At 72.6% G+C, this 14,363-nt stretch carries 12 protein-coding genes and 2 rRNA genes (1 of these 14 only partly in view); 12 read left to right on the top strand and 2 right to left on the bottom strand.

What is annotated here, in order from left to right:
• The 3 genes from ACP7TJ_RS06585 to ACP7TJ_RS06575 all read left to right on the top strand — a co-directional run.
• Positions 1-1,059, top strand: a 23S ribosomal RNA gene (locus ACP7TJ_RS06585) (it extends 2,065 nt beyond the left edge of the window).
• Positions 1,060-1,163: 104 nt separating this feature from the next.
• A 5S ribosomal RNA gene (rrf, locus tag ACP7TJ_RS06580) occupies positions 1,164-1,280 on the top strand.
• A gap of 1,106 nt (positions 1,281-2,386) precedes the next feature.
• A complete protein-coding gene (locus tag ACP7TJ_RS06575; RefSeq protein WP_380878512.1) occupies positions 2,387-3,157 on the top strand; it encodes a hypothetical protein in 771 nt (256 codons plus the stop codon).
• Positions 3,158-3,239: 82 nt separating this feature from the next.
• Here ACP7TJ_RS06575 and ACP7TJ_RS06570 read toward each other — a convergent pair whose 3' ends face one another.
• Entirely contained in the window at positions 3,240-4,532 is a 1,293-nt protein-coding gene (locus ACP7TJ_RS06570) for a DUF1015 domain-containing protein (protein ID WP_093765040.1), read from the bottom strand.
• A gap of 71 nt (positions 4,533-4,603) precedes the next feature.
• Here ACP7TJ_RS06570 and ACP7TJ_RS06565 point away from each other — a divergent pair, with 71 nt between their 5' ends.
• The 4 genes from ACP7TJ_RS06565 (at position 4,604) to ACP7TJ_RS06550 (ending at position 8,625) form a co-directional block, all read left to right on the top strand.
• The gene (locus ACP7TJ_RS06565; protein ID WP_266396013.1) at positions 4,604-5,632 is read left to right on the top strand and encodes an HAD hydrolase-like protein; all 1,029 of its coding nucleotides are present in this window, start codon (positions 4,604-4,606) and stop codon (positions 5,630-5,632) included.
• A 67-nt stretch (positions 5,633-5,699) separates the two neighbouring features.
• A complete protein-coding gene (locus tag ACP7TJ_RS06560) occupies positions 5,700-6,743 on the top strand; it encodes a FecCD family ABC transporter permease (protein WP_093765038.1) in 1,044 nt (347 codons plus the stop codon).
• Positions 6,740-7,777 carry a FecCD family ABC transporter permease gene (locus tag ACP7TJ_RS06555; protein WP_093765037.1) on the top strand — a complete coding sequence of 346 codons (1,038 nt, stop codon included), beginning with the start codon at positions 6,740-6,742 and terminating at the stop codon, positions 7,775-7,777. The genes ACP7TJ_RS06560 and ACP7TJ_RS06555 overlap by 4 nt, the downstream gene beginning before the upstream one ends.
• Positions 7,774-8,625, top strand: coding sequence for an ABC transporter ATP-binding protein (locus tag ACP7TJ_RS06550; protein WP_093765036.1), 852 nt, complete (start codon positions 7,774-7,776; stop codon positions 8,623-8,625). Before ACP7TJ_RS06555 ends, ACP7TJ_RS06550 begins: the two co-directional genes overlap by 4 nt.
• Before the next feature lie 17 nt (positions 8,626-8,642).
• Here ACP7TJ_RS06550 and ACP7TJ_RS06545 read toward each other — a convergent pair whose 3' ends face one another.
• Complete coding sequence (locus ACP7TJ_RS06545) at positions 8,643-8,990, bottom strand: sterol-binding protein (RefSeq protein WP_093765035.1); 348 nt, start codon at positions 8,988-8,990, stop codon at positions 8,643-8,645.
• A gap of 42 nt (positions 8,991-9,032) precedes the next feature.
• Between ACP7TJ_RS06545 and ACP7TJ_RS06540 the strand changes: the two genes are divergently transcribed.
• The 5 genes from ACP7TJ_RS06540 to ACP7TJ_RS06520 all read left to right on the top strand — a co-directional run bounded on the left by ACP7TJ_RS06540 (position 9,033) and on the right by ACP7TJ_RS06520 (position 14,344).
• Positions 9,033-9,389 (top strand): hypothetical protein, encoded by a 357-nt coding sequence (locus ACP7TJ_RS06540; RefSeq protein ID WP_093765034.1) that lies wholly within the window; start codon positions 9,033-9,035, stop codon positions 9,387-9,389.
• A 7-nt stretch (positions 9,390-9,396) separates the two neighbouring features.
• Positions 9,397-10,212, top strand: coding sequence for a TlyA family RNA methyltransferase (locus ACP7TJ_RS06535; RefSeq protein WP_367452659.1), 816 nt, complete (start codon positions 9,397-9,399; stop codon positions 10,210-10,212).
• A complete protein-coding gene (locus tag ACP7TJ_RS06530) occupies positions 10,209-11,114 on the top strand; it encodes an NAD kinase (protein ID WP_093765032.1) in 906 nt (301 codons plus the stop codon). Before ACP7TJ_RS06535 ends, ACP7TJ_RS06530 begins: the two co-directional genes overlap by 4 nt.
• Before the next feature lie 141 nt (positions 11,115-11,255).
• A complete protein-coding gene (recN, locus tag ACP7TJ_RS06525; protein ID WP_367491801.1) occupies positions 11,256-12,998 on the top strand; it encodes a DNA repair protein RecN in 1,743 nt (580 codons plus the stop codon).
• A 206-nt stretch (positions 12,999-13,204) separates the two neighbouring features.
• Positions 13,205-14,344: a glycosyltransferase family 4 protein gene (locus ACP7TJ_RS06520; RefSeq protein ID WP_427762427.1), complete on the top strand. Its 1,140-nt coding sequence runs from the start codon at positions 13,205-13,207 to the stop codon at positions 14,342-14,344.
• The last annotated feature ends 19 nt before the right edge of the window (positions 14,345-14,363 follow it).

Here is a 14,363-nt window from a genome sequence, read left to right as displayed (position 1 = left end):
TTAAGGGGACCGGTTAGCTTGGATTCGTCCAGGCGAAGCTGAGAACTTAAGCGCCAGTAAACGGCGGTGGTAACTATAACCATCCTAAGGTAGCGAAATTCCTTGTCGGGTAAGTTCCGACCTGCACGAATGGCGTAACGACTTCTCGACTGTCTCAACCATAGGCCCGGTGAAATTGCACTACGAGTAAAGATGCTCGTTTCGCGCAGCAGGACGGAAAGACCCCGGGACCTTTACTACAGTTTGATATTGGTGTTCGGTTCGGCTTGTGTAGGATAGCTGGGAGACTGTGAAGCTCGGACGCCAGTTCGGGTGGAGTCGTCGTTGAAATACCAGTCTGGTCGTGCTGGATGTCTAACCTGGGTCCGTGATCCGGATCAGGGACAGTGTCTGATGGGTAGTTTAACTGGGGCGGTTGCCTCCTAAAGGGTAACGGAGGCGCCCAAAGGTTCCCTCAGCCTGGTTGGCAATCAGGTGTTGAGTGTAAGTGCACAAGGGAGCTTGACTGTGAGACCGACGGGTCGAGCAGGGACGAAAGTCGGGACTAGTGATCCGGCGGTGGCTTGTGGAAGCGCCGTCGCTCAACGGATAAAAGGTACCCCGGGGATAACAGGCTGATCTTCCCCAAGAGTCCATATCGACGGGATGGTTTGGCACCTCGATGTCGGCTCGTCGCATCCTGGGGCTGGAGTCGGTCCCAAGGGTTGGGCTGTTCGCCCATTAAAGCGGTACGCGAGCTGGGTTTAGAACGTCGTGAGACAGTTCGGTCCCTATCCGCTGTGCGCGTAGGAGTCTTGAGAAGGGCTGTCCCTAGTACGAGAGGACCGGGACGGACGAACCTCTGGTGTGCCAGTTGTTCTGCCAAGGGCATGGCTGGTTGGCTACGTTCGGGAGGGATAACCGCTGAAAGCATCTAAGCGGGAAGCCTGCTTCGAGATGAGGACTCCCACCTCCTAGAGAGGGTAAGGCTCCCAGTAGACGACTGGGTTGATAGGCCGGATATGGAAGCACGGTAACGTGTGGAGTTGACCGGTACTAATAGGCCGAGGGCTTGTCCTCAGTTGCTCGCGTCCACTGTGTTAGTTCTGAGACAACGACCGTTGTCGGCTTTGAGCAGAACACATAACAGAAGAGTGTGCTTGTTCGCTCGAAACCATTAGGGTTTCGGTGGTCATAGCGTAGGGGAAACGCCCGGTTACATTCCGAACCCGGAAGCTAAGCCTTACAGCGCCGATGGTACTGCAGGGGGGACCCTGTGGGAGAGTAGGACGCCGCCGAACAATCTTTGGAAGGACCCTTGGTCGCCAGCGTTCAGCTGGGGCCAGGGGTCCTTTTTGTATTTATGCTTGCAGTACCGAGACAGGAGTCACCGATGTCCACCAACTCTCCCGACGACCGACCGGAGCGCGACCAGCGGCGACGGGACAGTGGTGACCGCTCGGACCGTGGGGACCGTGGCGGCCAGCGCGGCGGCCCCCGGCGTGGCAACGACCGCGACCGTGGCTTCCGCAGGGACGGCGACCGTCCCCCGTTCCGCCGCGACGACCGCGACCGCGATCGGGACCGCAACAGCGACCGTGACCGCAGCGGCGGCCGGCCCGAGCGTGGCGGCTTCCGTGGTCGCGACGACAACCGTGACAGCCGCGGGGGCGAGCGCGGTGGGTACCGCGGCCGGGACGACCGTCGTGACGACCGGCGTGATGACCGGCGTGATGACCGGGACCGTGGCGGTTACCGAGGACGCTCCGACGACCGCGGTGACCGTGGCGGTTTCCGCCGTGACGACAACCGTGGTGACCGTGGCGGTTTCCGTCGTGACGACCGTCCCGAGCGCGGCGACCGCGACCGTGACCGTGGCGGCTTCCGTCGCGACGACGACCGCGGCTACGGCCGACGCGACGACCGCAGGGATGACCGCCGGGACGACCGGGACCGTGGCGGCTACCGCGGCCGCAGCGACGATCGCGGCGACCGTGGCGGCTTCCGCCGTGATGACAACCGCGGTGACCGTGGTGACCGTGGCGGTTTCCGCCGCGACGACAACCGTGGCGACCGTGGTGGTTTCCGTCGTGACGACCGTCCCGAGCGCGGCGACCGCGACCGCGACCGTGGCGGCTTCCGTCGCGGCGGCGACAGCCGTACCGACACCCGCAGTGGCGACCGCGACTCCCGCGGCGGTGGCTTCCGGCGCGACGACCGCCGTGACGACCGCCGCGACGACCGGGACCGCGGCGGCTACCGCGGCCGCGACGACCGTGACCGTGGCCGTGGGCCGCGGCGTGACGACCGGGGCGGCCGTCCCGGTGGCTTCCGTGGACGCGACGACCGCCAGGGCGGCGGCCGCTTCCGTGACGAGCGGGACCGTGACCGCGAGCCCATCAAGCGGCTGCCGATCCCCGAGGACGTCACCGGCGAGGAGATCGACAAGGACGTCCGGCAGGAGCTGCAGAGCCTGCCCAAGACGCTCGCCGAGGACGTCGCCAAGAACCTGGTGATGGTCGCCCGGCTCATCGACGAGGACCCCGAGCGCGCCTACGCCTACTCCCGTATCGCTCTGCGGCTCGCCTCGCGCGTGGCCGCCGTGCGGGAGGCCGCCGGGTTCGCCGCGTACGCGACGCAGAAGTACGCCGAGGCGCTCGCCGAGTTCCGGGCCGCGCGGCGGATGACCGGGACCGTGGAGCTGTGGCCGCTGATGGCGGACTGCGAGCGCGGGCTCGGACGGCCGGAGAAGGCGCTGGACATGGCCGGCGCCCCCGAGGTGCAGAAGCTGGACAAGGCCGGGCAGGTCGAGATGCGGCTCGTCGCGGCCGGTGCCCGGCGTGACATGGGCCAGCTGGACGCGGCCATCGTCACCCTGCAGAGCTCCGAGCTGGCCTCGAACTCCGTGCAGCCGTGGACCGCGCGTCTGCGGTACGCGTACGCCGACGCGCTGCTCGCGGCCGGCCGTGAGGGCGAGGCGCGCGAGTGGTTCGCCAAGGCCGTCGAGGCCGACCGGGACGGCAGCACGGACGCCTCCGACCGGCTGGCCGAGCTGGACGGCGTGGAGTTCATGGACGCCCTCGTCGAGGACGAGGACGAGGCCGCTCCCGTGGACGGCGCCGTCGACAGCCGCGACGAGCAGGACGAGCAGGACGCGCGGGACGACGACAAGGACTGACGTCCTCGCGGCATCACGCACAGGAGAAGGGGCGGGCCCCGGCGCACAGCCGGGGCCCGCCCCTTCTCCTGTTCCCCGGCGCTCAGAGGTCCAGGACGCGCAGCACCAGGCCCGACGCCGGTTTCGGGCCGAACGACGTCGACTTGCGGGGCATCGTGACCCCCTGGCGGGCGAGGTCGCGCACCACGTCCTCGTGCACGGGGTGCATCAGCACCGCCGTACCGCCGTCGCGTCGGGCCTTGTCCACCGTGGCCGCCGTGTCGTGGATGTACGCGATGTGGGCGGGGTCGTCGGGGACGCGCCAGACGTGGTCGAGGAGCGTGGCGTGCAGGACCGTCGCGTCCAGGGTGCGCCAGGCCTCCGGGCGGTCCGCCGGCACCGTGCGGTCCAGCAGCGCGGGGTCCGGCCGGTCGACGAGGTGGAAGGCGCCGTCGTCCCCGGTGAGGAGGAACGCGTTGCCCTGCTCCGCCGCCTCGGCCAGCGCGTCCATCGCTCCCGGCAGCGGTACGTCCAGACGGCGGACGCGGAAGGAACCGTCCAGCGCCTTCAGGGCCTTGGCGACCGGCAGGTCGTGCAGCAGGCGGTGGATGGCGCGCACCCGCAGCGGATAGCGGGCCGTGTCGACCAGCAGGACCAGGCCGTGGTCCCAGGGGCCGGGGGAGGGGTGCTCCGCGCGCAGCCGGCGGTAGGTCGCCCAGCGGTGGTGGCCGTCGGCGATCAGCGCCTGGTGGGCGGACAGTTCGCCGCGGATCATCGCCAGGTCGGCGGGGTCGGTGACCGACCACAGGCCGTGGTGGACGCCGTCCTCGGTGGTGGTCGCGAGGAGCGGCGGCCGGCCGGCCGTGCGCTCGATCAGGTCGGCCGTACCCGCCGCCGATCCGTCGCCCCGGTAGGTGAGGAGCAGCGGCTCCAGGTTGGCGCTGGTGGCGCGCATCAGGTCCGCGCGGTCCGCGACGATGTGCGGCATGACGTCCTCGTGCGGCAGCACCAGCCGCTCCTCCGGTTCGGAGACGCGCAGCGTGCCGATCACACCCCGCTGCACCAGGCCGTCGCCGTCGCGCTGCTCGTAGACGTACAGGCCGGGTTCCGGGTCGGGGGTGAGGACGCCCTCGGCGCGCCAGCGGCGGAGCGTCTCGGCGGCCTGGGCGTTGCGCTCCGCGGGCGTGCCGGCCTCGGGCAGGATCAGGCGGACGATGTTGTACGGGTCGGCGGACTGGAGGTGGTGCAGGCCGTCGGGGCGGACCACGACGTCGTAGGGCGGGGATGTCACGGCGGCCAGGCTGCCGACCCGGTCAGGGTCGTACCGAAGGCCGCGGAACGGGGTGAGTTCCAGCCCTCGGGGCGCCGTTGCCTTCGAGTGACCTGCAGAGTTCATCTCGGCATCGTACGGGTGTCGGCCCCATGGGGGATGATCGGGGGAAAGCCGTCGAACGAGGAGCGATGCGAATGAGCCGGAGCGTCAGGACGAGGCCCGAGGGCAGTGGGCAGGCCCTGAGCGAGGCGTACGACACGGCGCTGCTCGACCTCGACGGAGTGGTGTACGCGGGCGGTGAGGCCATCGGCCACGCGGTTCCCTCGCTCGCGGCGGCGAGGGACGGCGGGATGCGTCTCGCCTACGTGACCAACAACGCGCTGCGCACGCCCGACGCCGTCGCCGCGCACCTGACCGAGCTCGGTATACCGGCCGAGGCCGGTGACGTCATCACCTCCGCGCAGGCGGTGGCGCGGCTCATCGCCGACCAGGTGCCGCAGGGCTCCCGGGTGCTCGTCGTGGGCGGCGAGGGCCTGCGGGTGGCGCTGCGCGAGCGCGGGCTGGTGCCGGTGGAGTCGGCGGACGACGACCCGGCGGCGGTCGTGCAGGGGTACGGCGGCCCTGAGCTGGCGTGGGGCCGCTTCGCCGAGGCGTGCTACGCCGTGGCGCGCGGCGTGCCGTGGTTCGCGTCCAACACCGACCTGACGATCCCCAGTGGCCGGGGCATCGCGCCCGGCAACGGCGCGGCGGTGGAGGTCGTGCGGATCGCCACCGGCGCCGAGCCGCAGGTCGCGGGCAAGCCGCTGCCGCCCATGCACCGGGAGACGATCCTGCGCACGGGCGCCGAGCGGCCGCTGGTGGTGGGGGACCGGCTGGACACGGACATCGAGGGGGCGTTCAACGGCGGGGTGGACTCGCTGCTGGTGCTCACCGGCGTGACGGACGGTGCGCAGCTCCTCGCGGCGCCGCCGCACCACCGGCCGACGTACGTGGACGCCGATCTGCGGGGGCTGCTGACCGGTCAGCCCGAGGTCGTCGAGGACGGCGGCGGTTTCCGGTGCGGCGGGTGGACGGCGGCGGCCGGCGCCGGGCGGCTGGAGCTGGACGGGGACGGGGCGCCGTTGGACGGGCTGCGGGCGCTGTGCGCGGCGGCCTGGACGGCGGCGGGCGAGGAGACGTGCCCACTGGACGCGGGGAAGGCGCTGGCGCGGCTGGGGCTGTGACGGTCCGCCGGGGCGCGGGGCGGCTTCCGGATCTCGATCCGAGTGGAGGATAGGCTAGCCTAACCGGGTGTTGGTCGAGAGTCCCCCCGAACAGCGCGCGGAGCCTGCCTCCGTGCTCCCCGGCCGCCGGGCGATACGCACGGCCGGCCTCCTCGTGTCCCTCGCGGTGCTGGTGCTCGTCGCGCTGGCGAGCATCGCGGTCGGCGCGAAGGAACTGTCCCTGGGGCAGGTGTGGCACGGGCTGTTCGACGCGTCGGGCACCTACGCCGACACCGTGGTGTCCGACCGGCTGTCCCGCACCCTGCTCGGCCTGCTCGCCGGCGCCGCCCTCGGCCTCGCCGGGGCCGTGCTGCAGGCGCTCACCCGCAACCCGCTGGCCGACCCGGGACTCCTCGGACTGAACGCCGGCGCCTCCGCGGCGGTCGTCACCGCCATCACCTTCTTCGGCGTCACCTCCCTGTCGGGGTACGTCTGGTTCGCGTTCTGCGGGGCGGCCGCCGTCGGCGCGATCGTGTGGTTCCTCGGCGGGCGCCGGGGCGCCACCCCGGTACGGCTGGTGCTCGCCGGCACGGCCATCAGCGCCGCGCTCTACGGCTACCTCCAGGCCGTGATGATCCTCGACGACGCCGCCCTCGGCCGGATGCGTTTCTGGACGGTCGGCTCGCTCGCCTCCGGCAGCGACGAGGCCGTCATGCAGGTCGTGCCGTTCCTGGTCGTCGGCAGCCTGCTGGCGCTGCTGCTCGCCCGGCCGCTGAACGCCATGGCCATGGGCGACGACACCGCCAAGGCGCTCGGCGCCGACCTCAACCGCACCCGCGCGCTGTCCATGCTCGTCGCGACGATGCTGAGCGGCGCCGCCACCGCCGCGTGCGGTCCGATCGTCTTCGTCGGCCTGATGGTGCCGCACGTGGTGCGCTCCTTCACCGGGCCCGACCAGCGCTGGATCCTGCCGTACGCGGCGGTCCTGTCGCCGGTGCTGCTGCTCGGCGCCGACGTGCTCGGCCGGATCGTGGCCCGGCCCGCCGAACTCCAGGTGGGCATCGTCACCGCGATCATCGGCGGCCCGGTGTTCATTCTTCTCGTACGACGGCGGAGGACGGCCCAGCTGTGAAGACCAACCGTGCGGTGCGCGTCCCCGGCGGCCTCTCGGTCCGGCTGGACGTGCGTGCCTTCACCGTCGTCGTGCTGCTGATGCTGCTGGCGCTCGGCGCGAGCGTGCTGCTCATCGGCACCGGCGACTTCCCGATGTCCGCCTCCGACGTGCTGCGCTCCCTCGCCGGGCAGGGCACCGAGGGGCAGGAGTTCATCGTCACCGAGCTGCGGCTGCCGCGGGTCCTGGTCGGGCTGCTGGTCGGCGCCTCCCTCGGGATCGGCGGCGCCCTGTTCCAGTCCATCTCCCGCAACCCGCTGGGCAGCCCCGACATCCTCGGCCTCGGCCAGGGCGCGACGGCCGGCGCGCTCACCGTGATCGTGCTGTTCTCCGGCAGCGCCAACCAGGTGGCCCTCGGCGCGCTCGCCGGCGGCCTGCTCACCGGCACCGCCATCTACGTCCTCGCCTGGAAGCGGGGCGTGCACGGCTACCGGCTGGTGCTGGTCGGCATCGGCGTCTCCGCCGTCGTCACGGCCGTCAACGGCTATCTGCTCACCAAGTCCGACATCGTCGACGCCGCCCGCGCGGTCGTCTGGATGACCGGGTCCCTCGACGGGCGCGACTGGGACCAGGTGTGGCCGCTGCTCGCGCTGTGCGCCGTCCTCGTCCCGGTGGTCCTCGCCAACTCCCGCGCCCTGCGCATGACGGAGATGGGCGACGACGTCTCGAACGCCCTCGGCGTGCGCGTCGAGCGGCTGCGGCTGGTGCTGATGCTGTCCGCCGTGCTGCTCACCGCGTCCGCCACCGCCGCCGCGGGACCCGTCAGCTTCGTCGCGCTCACCGCGCCGCAGCTCGCCCGGCGCCTCACCCGGTCGCCCGGACCGAACCTGGTCGCCTCGATGTGCATGGGGGCCGCCCTGCTGGTCCTCGCCGACTTCGTCTCGCAGCGGGCGTTCGGCGCGGAGCAGCTGCCCGTGGGGGTGGTCACCGGCGTCGTCGGCGGCGTCTACCTGCTGTGGCTGCTGGTCACCGAGCGCAGGGCGGGCCGGATATGAGCGGCGCCGAGAAGAAGAACACCCGAAGGAGCACCGTGAACCGCCTGTCCGCCGAGAACGTCACTCTGGCCTACGACCAGCGGGTCATCGCCGAACATCTGTCGGTGGAGATACCGGACCACTCCTTCACCGTCGTCGTCGGCCCCAACGCCTGCGGCAAGTCCACCCTGCTGCGCGCCCTGTCCCGCATGCTCAAGCCCAGCGAGGGCCGCGTGCTGCTCGACGGGCAGGCCATCCACTCCCTGCCCGCCAAGAAGGTCGCCCGCACCCTCGGCCTGCTGCCCCAGTCCTCCGTCGCGCCCGACGGCATCACCGTCGGCGACCTGGTCGCGCGCGGCCGCTACCCGCACCAGAGCCTGCTGCGCCAGTGGTCGGCCGAGGACGAGCGGGTCGTGCGGGAGTCGATGGCCCGCACCGGCGTCGCCGACCTCGCCGAGCGGTACGTCGACGAGCTGTCCGGAGGACAGCGGCAGCGCGTGTGGATCGCCATGGCGCTGGCCCAGGAGACGCCGCTGCTGCTGCTCGACGAGCCGACCACCTACCTGGACATCCAGCACCAGATCGACGTGCTCGACCTGTGCGCCGACCTGCACGAGGAGCAGGGCCGCACCCTCGTCGCCGTCCTGCACGACCTCAACCACGCCGCCCGCTACGCCACCCACCTCATCGCCCTGCGCGAGGGCCGGGTCATCGCCCAGGGCGCGCCGAAGGACATCGTGACCGCCGAGCTGGTGGAGGAGGTGTTCGGGCTGCGCTGCCAGGTCATCGACGACCCCGAGACGGGCACCCCGCTGGTCGTGCCCGCGGCGCGGGCGTCCCGTACGAAGGCGGAGGCCACGAAGGTCTGAGGCGTTGGTCTGAGGCGTCAGAGAAGCTTGCGCAGATGGAACAGATCGCGCAGGCCGGCCTCCAGCCGCACCCGCCCCGAGGCCCACGCCCGGGCGAAGTGCAGCCGCCCGTCCACCAGGGCCACCAGGTCGTCACCCGTCATGGCGAGCCGTATCTGCGCCTTCTCGCGCGGCGGGCCGGGGACGGTGTCCCGCACCTCGATCCGGCCGCCGGTGAGGCGGCCCGCGAAGGTCACGTCCAGGTCCGTGACGTGGCAGGTGACCGACCGCTCCATCGAGGCCGCCGCACGGACGTCGCCCTCGGCGTCGCCCATGCTGTCCGACAGCTTGTCGAGTGCCGCACGGCACTCCTCGATCGTGGTCATCGCGCACGACGGTACCCCAGCCGTTCGCGGTAGCGTCGGGGCATGAACGACGCAGTGCCGAAGGCGGCGGACACGGAGCCGGTCCCCGGGGCCACGCGGGACGGGCCGCCGGAGCAGGCCGCGGCGCAGCCGCCGTACGACGACGGGCCCGCCGGTCCCGCTCCGCTGGGCGTGCCGCGCACCCCGACCGGGAACGCCGAGGTCGACGCCCAGGTGGAACGGCTGGCCGACGCCGACCACCTCACCACCGACGGCCACCTCGAGGTGTACGAGGATGTACACCGGGGGCTGCGCGACGCGCTCACCGCGCTCGACGCCCGCCCGGGTCCCTCGCCCGCGGCCCCGCACCGGGGCACGCCGGGGCACCCGTCCCAGTCGGCACACGTACACAGGAGCTGAACCGAACGTGGCAGGAGTCGCACGCCGCCGTCTCGACGCGGAGCTGGTCCGCCGCAAGCTGGCACGCTCGCGCGAGCACGCCGGCCAGCTGATCGCCGCCGGGCGGGTCAGCGTGGGCAGGACGGTGGCGACCAAGCCCGCCACCCAGGTGGAGACCGCGGCCGCGATCGTGGTCGCCGAGGACGCCGACGACCCCGACTACGTCTCGCGCGGGGGGCACAAACTGGCCGGGGCGCTGGACGCCTTCGTGCCGCAGGGCCTGGTGGTGAAGGGCCGGCGGGCGCTCGACGCGGGCGCCTCCACCGGCGGTTTCACCGATGTGCTGCTGCGGGCGGGCGCCGCGCACGTGGTCGCGGTGGACGTCGGATACGGACAACTCGCCTGGTCTCTCCGGCAGGATGAACGCGTGACCGTCAAGGACCGTACGAACGTACGGGAGTTGACACTCGAGGTCATCGATGGGAAGCCAGTGGATCTTGTGGTGGGGGATCTGTCGTTCATCCCGCTCGGACTGGTGCTGCCCGCTCTGAAGCGGTGCGTGACGCCGGACGCCGATCTGGTGATGATGGTGAAACCGCAGTTCGAGGTGGGCAAGGAGCGGCTGGGCAGCGGCGGTGTCGTGCGCAGCCCGCAGTTGCGCGCCGAGGCCGTCCGGGAGGTGGCGGCCAAGGCCTGGGAGCTGGGGCTCGGGGTGAAGGGCGTGACGGCGAGTCCGCTGCCCGGACCCTCCGGGAATGTCGAATACTTCCTGTGGCTGCGGGCCGGGGCACCGGAACTGGACCCGGCCGACGTTGACCGTGCTGTGGCGGAGGGGCCGCGTTGACACAGAACCGTGCTCGTACTGTTTTCCTGCTGGCCCACACCGGGCGGGCCGCGGCCATCCGCAGCGCCGAGCTGGTGGTCAAGGGGCTGCTGCGCTCGGGGCTCGGGGTGCGGGTGCTGGAGGAGGAGGCCCGCGACCTGCCGCTCCCGGACGACGTGCAGACGGTCAAGGAGGCCACCCCCCAGTGCCTGGACGACTGCGAGCTGCTGATCGTCCTCGGCGGTGACGGCACGCTGCTGCGCGGCGCCGAGTTCGCCCGCGCCTCCGGGGTGCCGATGCTCGGCGTCAACCTCGGCAGGGTGGGCTTCCTCGCCGAGGCCGAGCGGGACGACCTGGAGAAGGTCGTCGACCGGGTGGTGAGCCGGGCGTACGAGGTCGAGGAGCGGATGACCGTCGACGTCGTGGTGCACCGCAACGGTGACATCGTGCACACGGACTGGGCGCTGAACGAGGCGGCCGTGCAGAAGGTGTCCGCCGAGCGGATGCTGGAGGTCGTCCTGGAGATCGACGGCCGGCCGGTGACCGGGTTCGGCTGCGACGGCATCGTGTGCGCCACGCCCACCGGGTCCACCGCGTACGCGTTCTCCGCGGGCGGGCCCGTGGTGTGGCCGGAGGTCGAGGCGCTGCTGATGGTGCCGATCAGCGCGCACGCGCTGTTCGCCAAGCCGCTGGTGACCTCGCCGGACTCGGTGCTGGCGGTGGAGGTGCTGCCGCACGTCCCGCCGGGCGTGCTGTGGTGCGACGGGCGGCGGACGGTCGAGCTGCCGGCGGGCGCCCGGGTGGAGGTGCGGCGGGGGGCCGTGCCGGTGCGGCTCGCCCGGTTGCACCATGCCTCGTTCACCGACCGGCTGGTCGCGAAGTTCGCGTTGCCCGTGTCGGGGTGGCGCGGGGCGCCGCATTAGCCGTCCCGATGGGGTGGTTTCGCAGCTCCGGCGGGTGCGGGTTGTTTGTGGCCGTTCGCGCAGTTCCCCGCGGCCCTGGGGGAGATCTGCTCCCCCGGGTGACAGGGGTGGGGCGGTCGCACTCCCCGGCGTGGACCTCGTATGGTCGTGTCCGTGCTAGAGGAGATGCGGATACGGTCGCTCGGTGTCATCGACGACGCTGTGGTGGAGCTGTCGCCCGGCTTCACCGCCGTCACCGGTGAGACGGGTGCGGGCAAGACCATGGTGGTCACCAGCCTGGGCCTGCTGCTGGGCGGACGGGCGGATGCGGCCCTGGTGCGGATCGGCGCGCGCAACGCGGTGGTCGAGGGGCGGATCGCCGTGCCCGAGGGCTCACCGGCCGTCGTGCGCGCCGAGGAGGCAGGGGCCGAGCTCGACGAGGGGACGCTGCTGGTCAGCCGTACCGTCTCGGCCGAGGGTCGGTCCCGGGCGCACCTGGGCGGGCGCAGCGTGCCCGTGGGGCTGCTCGCGGAGCTCGCCGACGACCTGGTGGCCGTGCACGGGCAGAGCGACCAGCAGGGCCTGCTGAAGCTGTCCCGGCAGCGCCAGGCGCTCGACCGGTACGCCGGGTACGCGGTCGCCAAGCCGCTCGGGACGTACGCGGAGGCGTACAAGCGGCTGCGGGCGGTCACCGCGGAGCTGGAGGAGATCACCACCCGGGCGCGGGAGCGGGCCCAGGAGGCCGACATGCTGCGCTTCGGCCTGGAGGAGATCGCCGCCGTCGAGCCGCGCGCCGGGGAGGACACGGAACTGGCCGAGGAGGCCGAGCGGCTCGGGCACGCCGAGGCGCTCGCGTCGGCCGCCGCCGTCGCGCACGCCGCGCTGGCGGGCAACCCGGAGGACCCGGAGGGCGTGGACGCCGGGACGCTCGTCGCGGGCGCCCAGCGGGCGCTGGAGGCCGTACGGGCCCATGACCCGACGCTGGCCGCGCTGACCGACCGCATCGGCGAGATCGGCATCCTGCTGCGTGACGTCGCGGGCGAGCTGGCCGGTTACGCCGACGACCTGGACGCGGACCCGCTGCGGCTGGCGGCGGTGGAGGAGCGTCGGGCGGCGCTGAACGCGCTGACCCGCAAGTACGGCGAGAACGTCGCCGAGGTGCTGGCCTGGGCGGAGCGCAGCGCCGCGCGCCTCACCGCACTGGAGGGCGACGACGAGCGGATCGGCGAGCTGACCGCCGAGCGGGACGCGCTCCGCGCCGAACTGGGTTCGCTGGCGCAGGAGTTGTCGGAGGCGCGGGCGGAGGCGGCGGAGCGGTTCGCGGCGGCCGTGACGGAGGAGCTGGCGTCGCTCGCCATGCCGCACGCGCGCGTGTCGTTCGACATCCGGCAGACCGACGACCCCGACGGCGTCGAGGTGAACGGGCGCACGGTGGCGTACGGACCGTCGGGTGTGGACGAGGTCGAGCTGCTGCTGGCCCCGCACCCCGGGGCGCCGCCCCGCCCGATCGCCAAGGGCGCCTCCGGCGGTGAGCTGTCGCGCGTGATGCTGGCCGTGGAGGTCGTCTTCGCCGGGACCGACCCGGTGCCGACGTATCTGTTCGACGAGGTGGACGCCGGGGTCGGCGGCAAGGCGGCGGTCGAGATCGGGCGGCGTCTGGCCCGGCTGGCGAAGAAGGCGCAGGTCGTCGTCGTCACGCACCTGCCACAGGTGGCCGCGTTCGCCGACCGGCAGCTGCTGGTGGAGAAGACCAGCGACGGCTCGGTCACCCGGTCCGGCGTCAAGGTGCTCGAAGGCGAGGACCGCGTACGGGAGTTGTCGCGGATGCTGGCCGGCCAGGAGGACTCCGAGACGGCGCGGGCGCACGCCGAGGAGCTGCTCGCGGCGGCGCGGGCGGACGCCTGACCCTGCCGGACGGGGACCTTCCGTCATCCTTACGGGTGATGTGCCGTCAGGTGTGGACCCCGGCGTACGCCCGCGCGGTTCCCAGAACTGCCGTGCGTGCTGGCATGCTTGACGGTGTACGCGGAGGACGCCGCGCGGGCCGCCCCTCCGCGGGATCCTTCGGTACGTTCGTCGTGACGTACGACCCGAACCAGGAGCCCGGCCACGTGACCCCCGTGAGCAGCCACGCACCGCACGGCCGGTCGCCGCTGCGCACCGTGCAGGTGCTGGGCGGCGGCAACGCCGCCGGCGGCGCGCACGTCCGCTCGCTGGCCGCCGGGCTGGTGGCGCGGGGCGTGCGGGTCACGGTGTGCGCCCCCGAGGAGGCGGACCGCGCCTACGGCTTCACCGAGGTCGGCGCGGAGCACGTGCACGTGCCCCGCAGCAGCGACCCGGGGTCGGTGGCCGCGCTGCGCGTCGCCTGCTCGGGCGCCGACCTGGTGCACGCGCACGGTCTGCACGCCTCGTTCCGCACGTCCATGGCGCTCAGCGGGCGGAGCACCCCGTTCGTCGTCACCTGGCACGACCGGGCGCACGCCGAAGGCCCCCGCGCGCACTTCCTGCGCGTACTGGAGCGGCGGGTCGTGCGGGCGGCCGACGTGGTGCTGGGCACGACCTCCGCGCTGGTGGACCGGGCCCGCCGCGGCGGAGCGCGTGACGCCCGGCTCGCCGCGGTCTCCCTGCCCGGCCCCCGCAGCGCGCCGGCGTCTCAGGACGCGGAGCGGCGCACACCCAAGGTGCGGGCCGAACTCGGCGCCCTGGACCGCCCGTTGATCATCGCCGTCGGCTCCCTGGAACGGCACCGCGGCCTCGACGTCCTGGTGGACGCCGCGCACGCCTGGCAGCGCCTCGACCCGGTGCCGCTGGTGGTGATCGCGGGGGAGGGGCCGCTGCACGGCGAACTGCGGCGGGCCGTGGAGGCGCGGGACCTGCCGGTGCGGCTGCTCGGCCGGCGGGAGGACGCCTCAGACCTGCTCGCCGCGGCCGACGTGGCCGTGCTGCCCAGCCGCAGGGAGGAGGCGCGGTCGACGTTCGCCCAGGAGGCGCTGCACGCGCGCGTGCCGCTCGTCGCGACCCGGGTGGGCTCCGTCCCCGAACTCGTCGGCGACGCGGCCGAACTCGTGCCCCACGGCAACGCGCGGGCGCTCGCCGACGCCGTGACCCGGCTCCTGGAGGATCCGGAGCACCGGGAGTCGCTCGTACGGCGGGGCGTGCGGCAGGCCGCGACCTGGCCGACCGAGGACCAGACGGTCGCCCAGGTGCTCAGCGTCTACGACGAGCTGACCCAGCCCCGGCCGTTGATCTGATCCTCCGTCCCCGGGCGGT

Source organism: Streptomyces sp. DSM 41931, assembly GCF_050271085.1.
In the GTDB taxonomy this organism is placed as follows: Bacteria; Actinomycetota; Actinomycetes; order Streptomycetales; family Streptomycetaceae; genus Streptomyces; species Streptomyces albogriseolus.
Note: the sequence above shows the minus strand (reverse complement) of the source record. Positions and strands in the feature narration are given on the sequence as shown.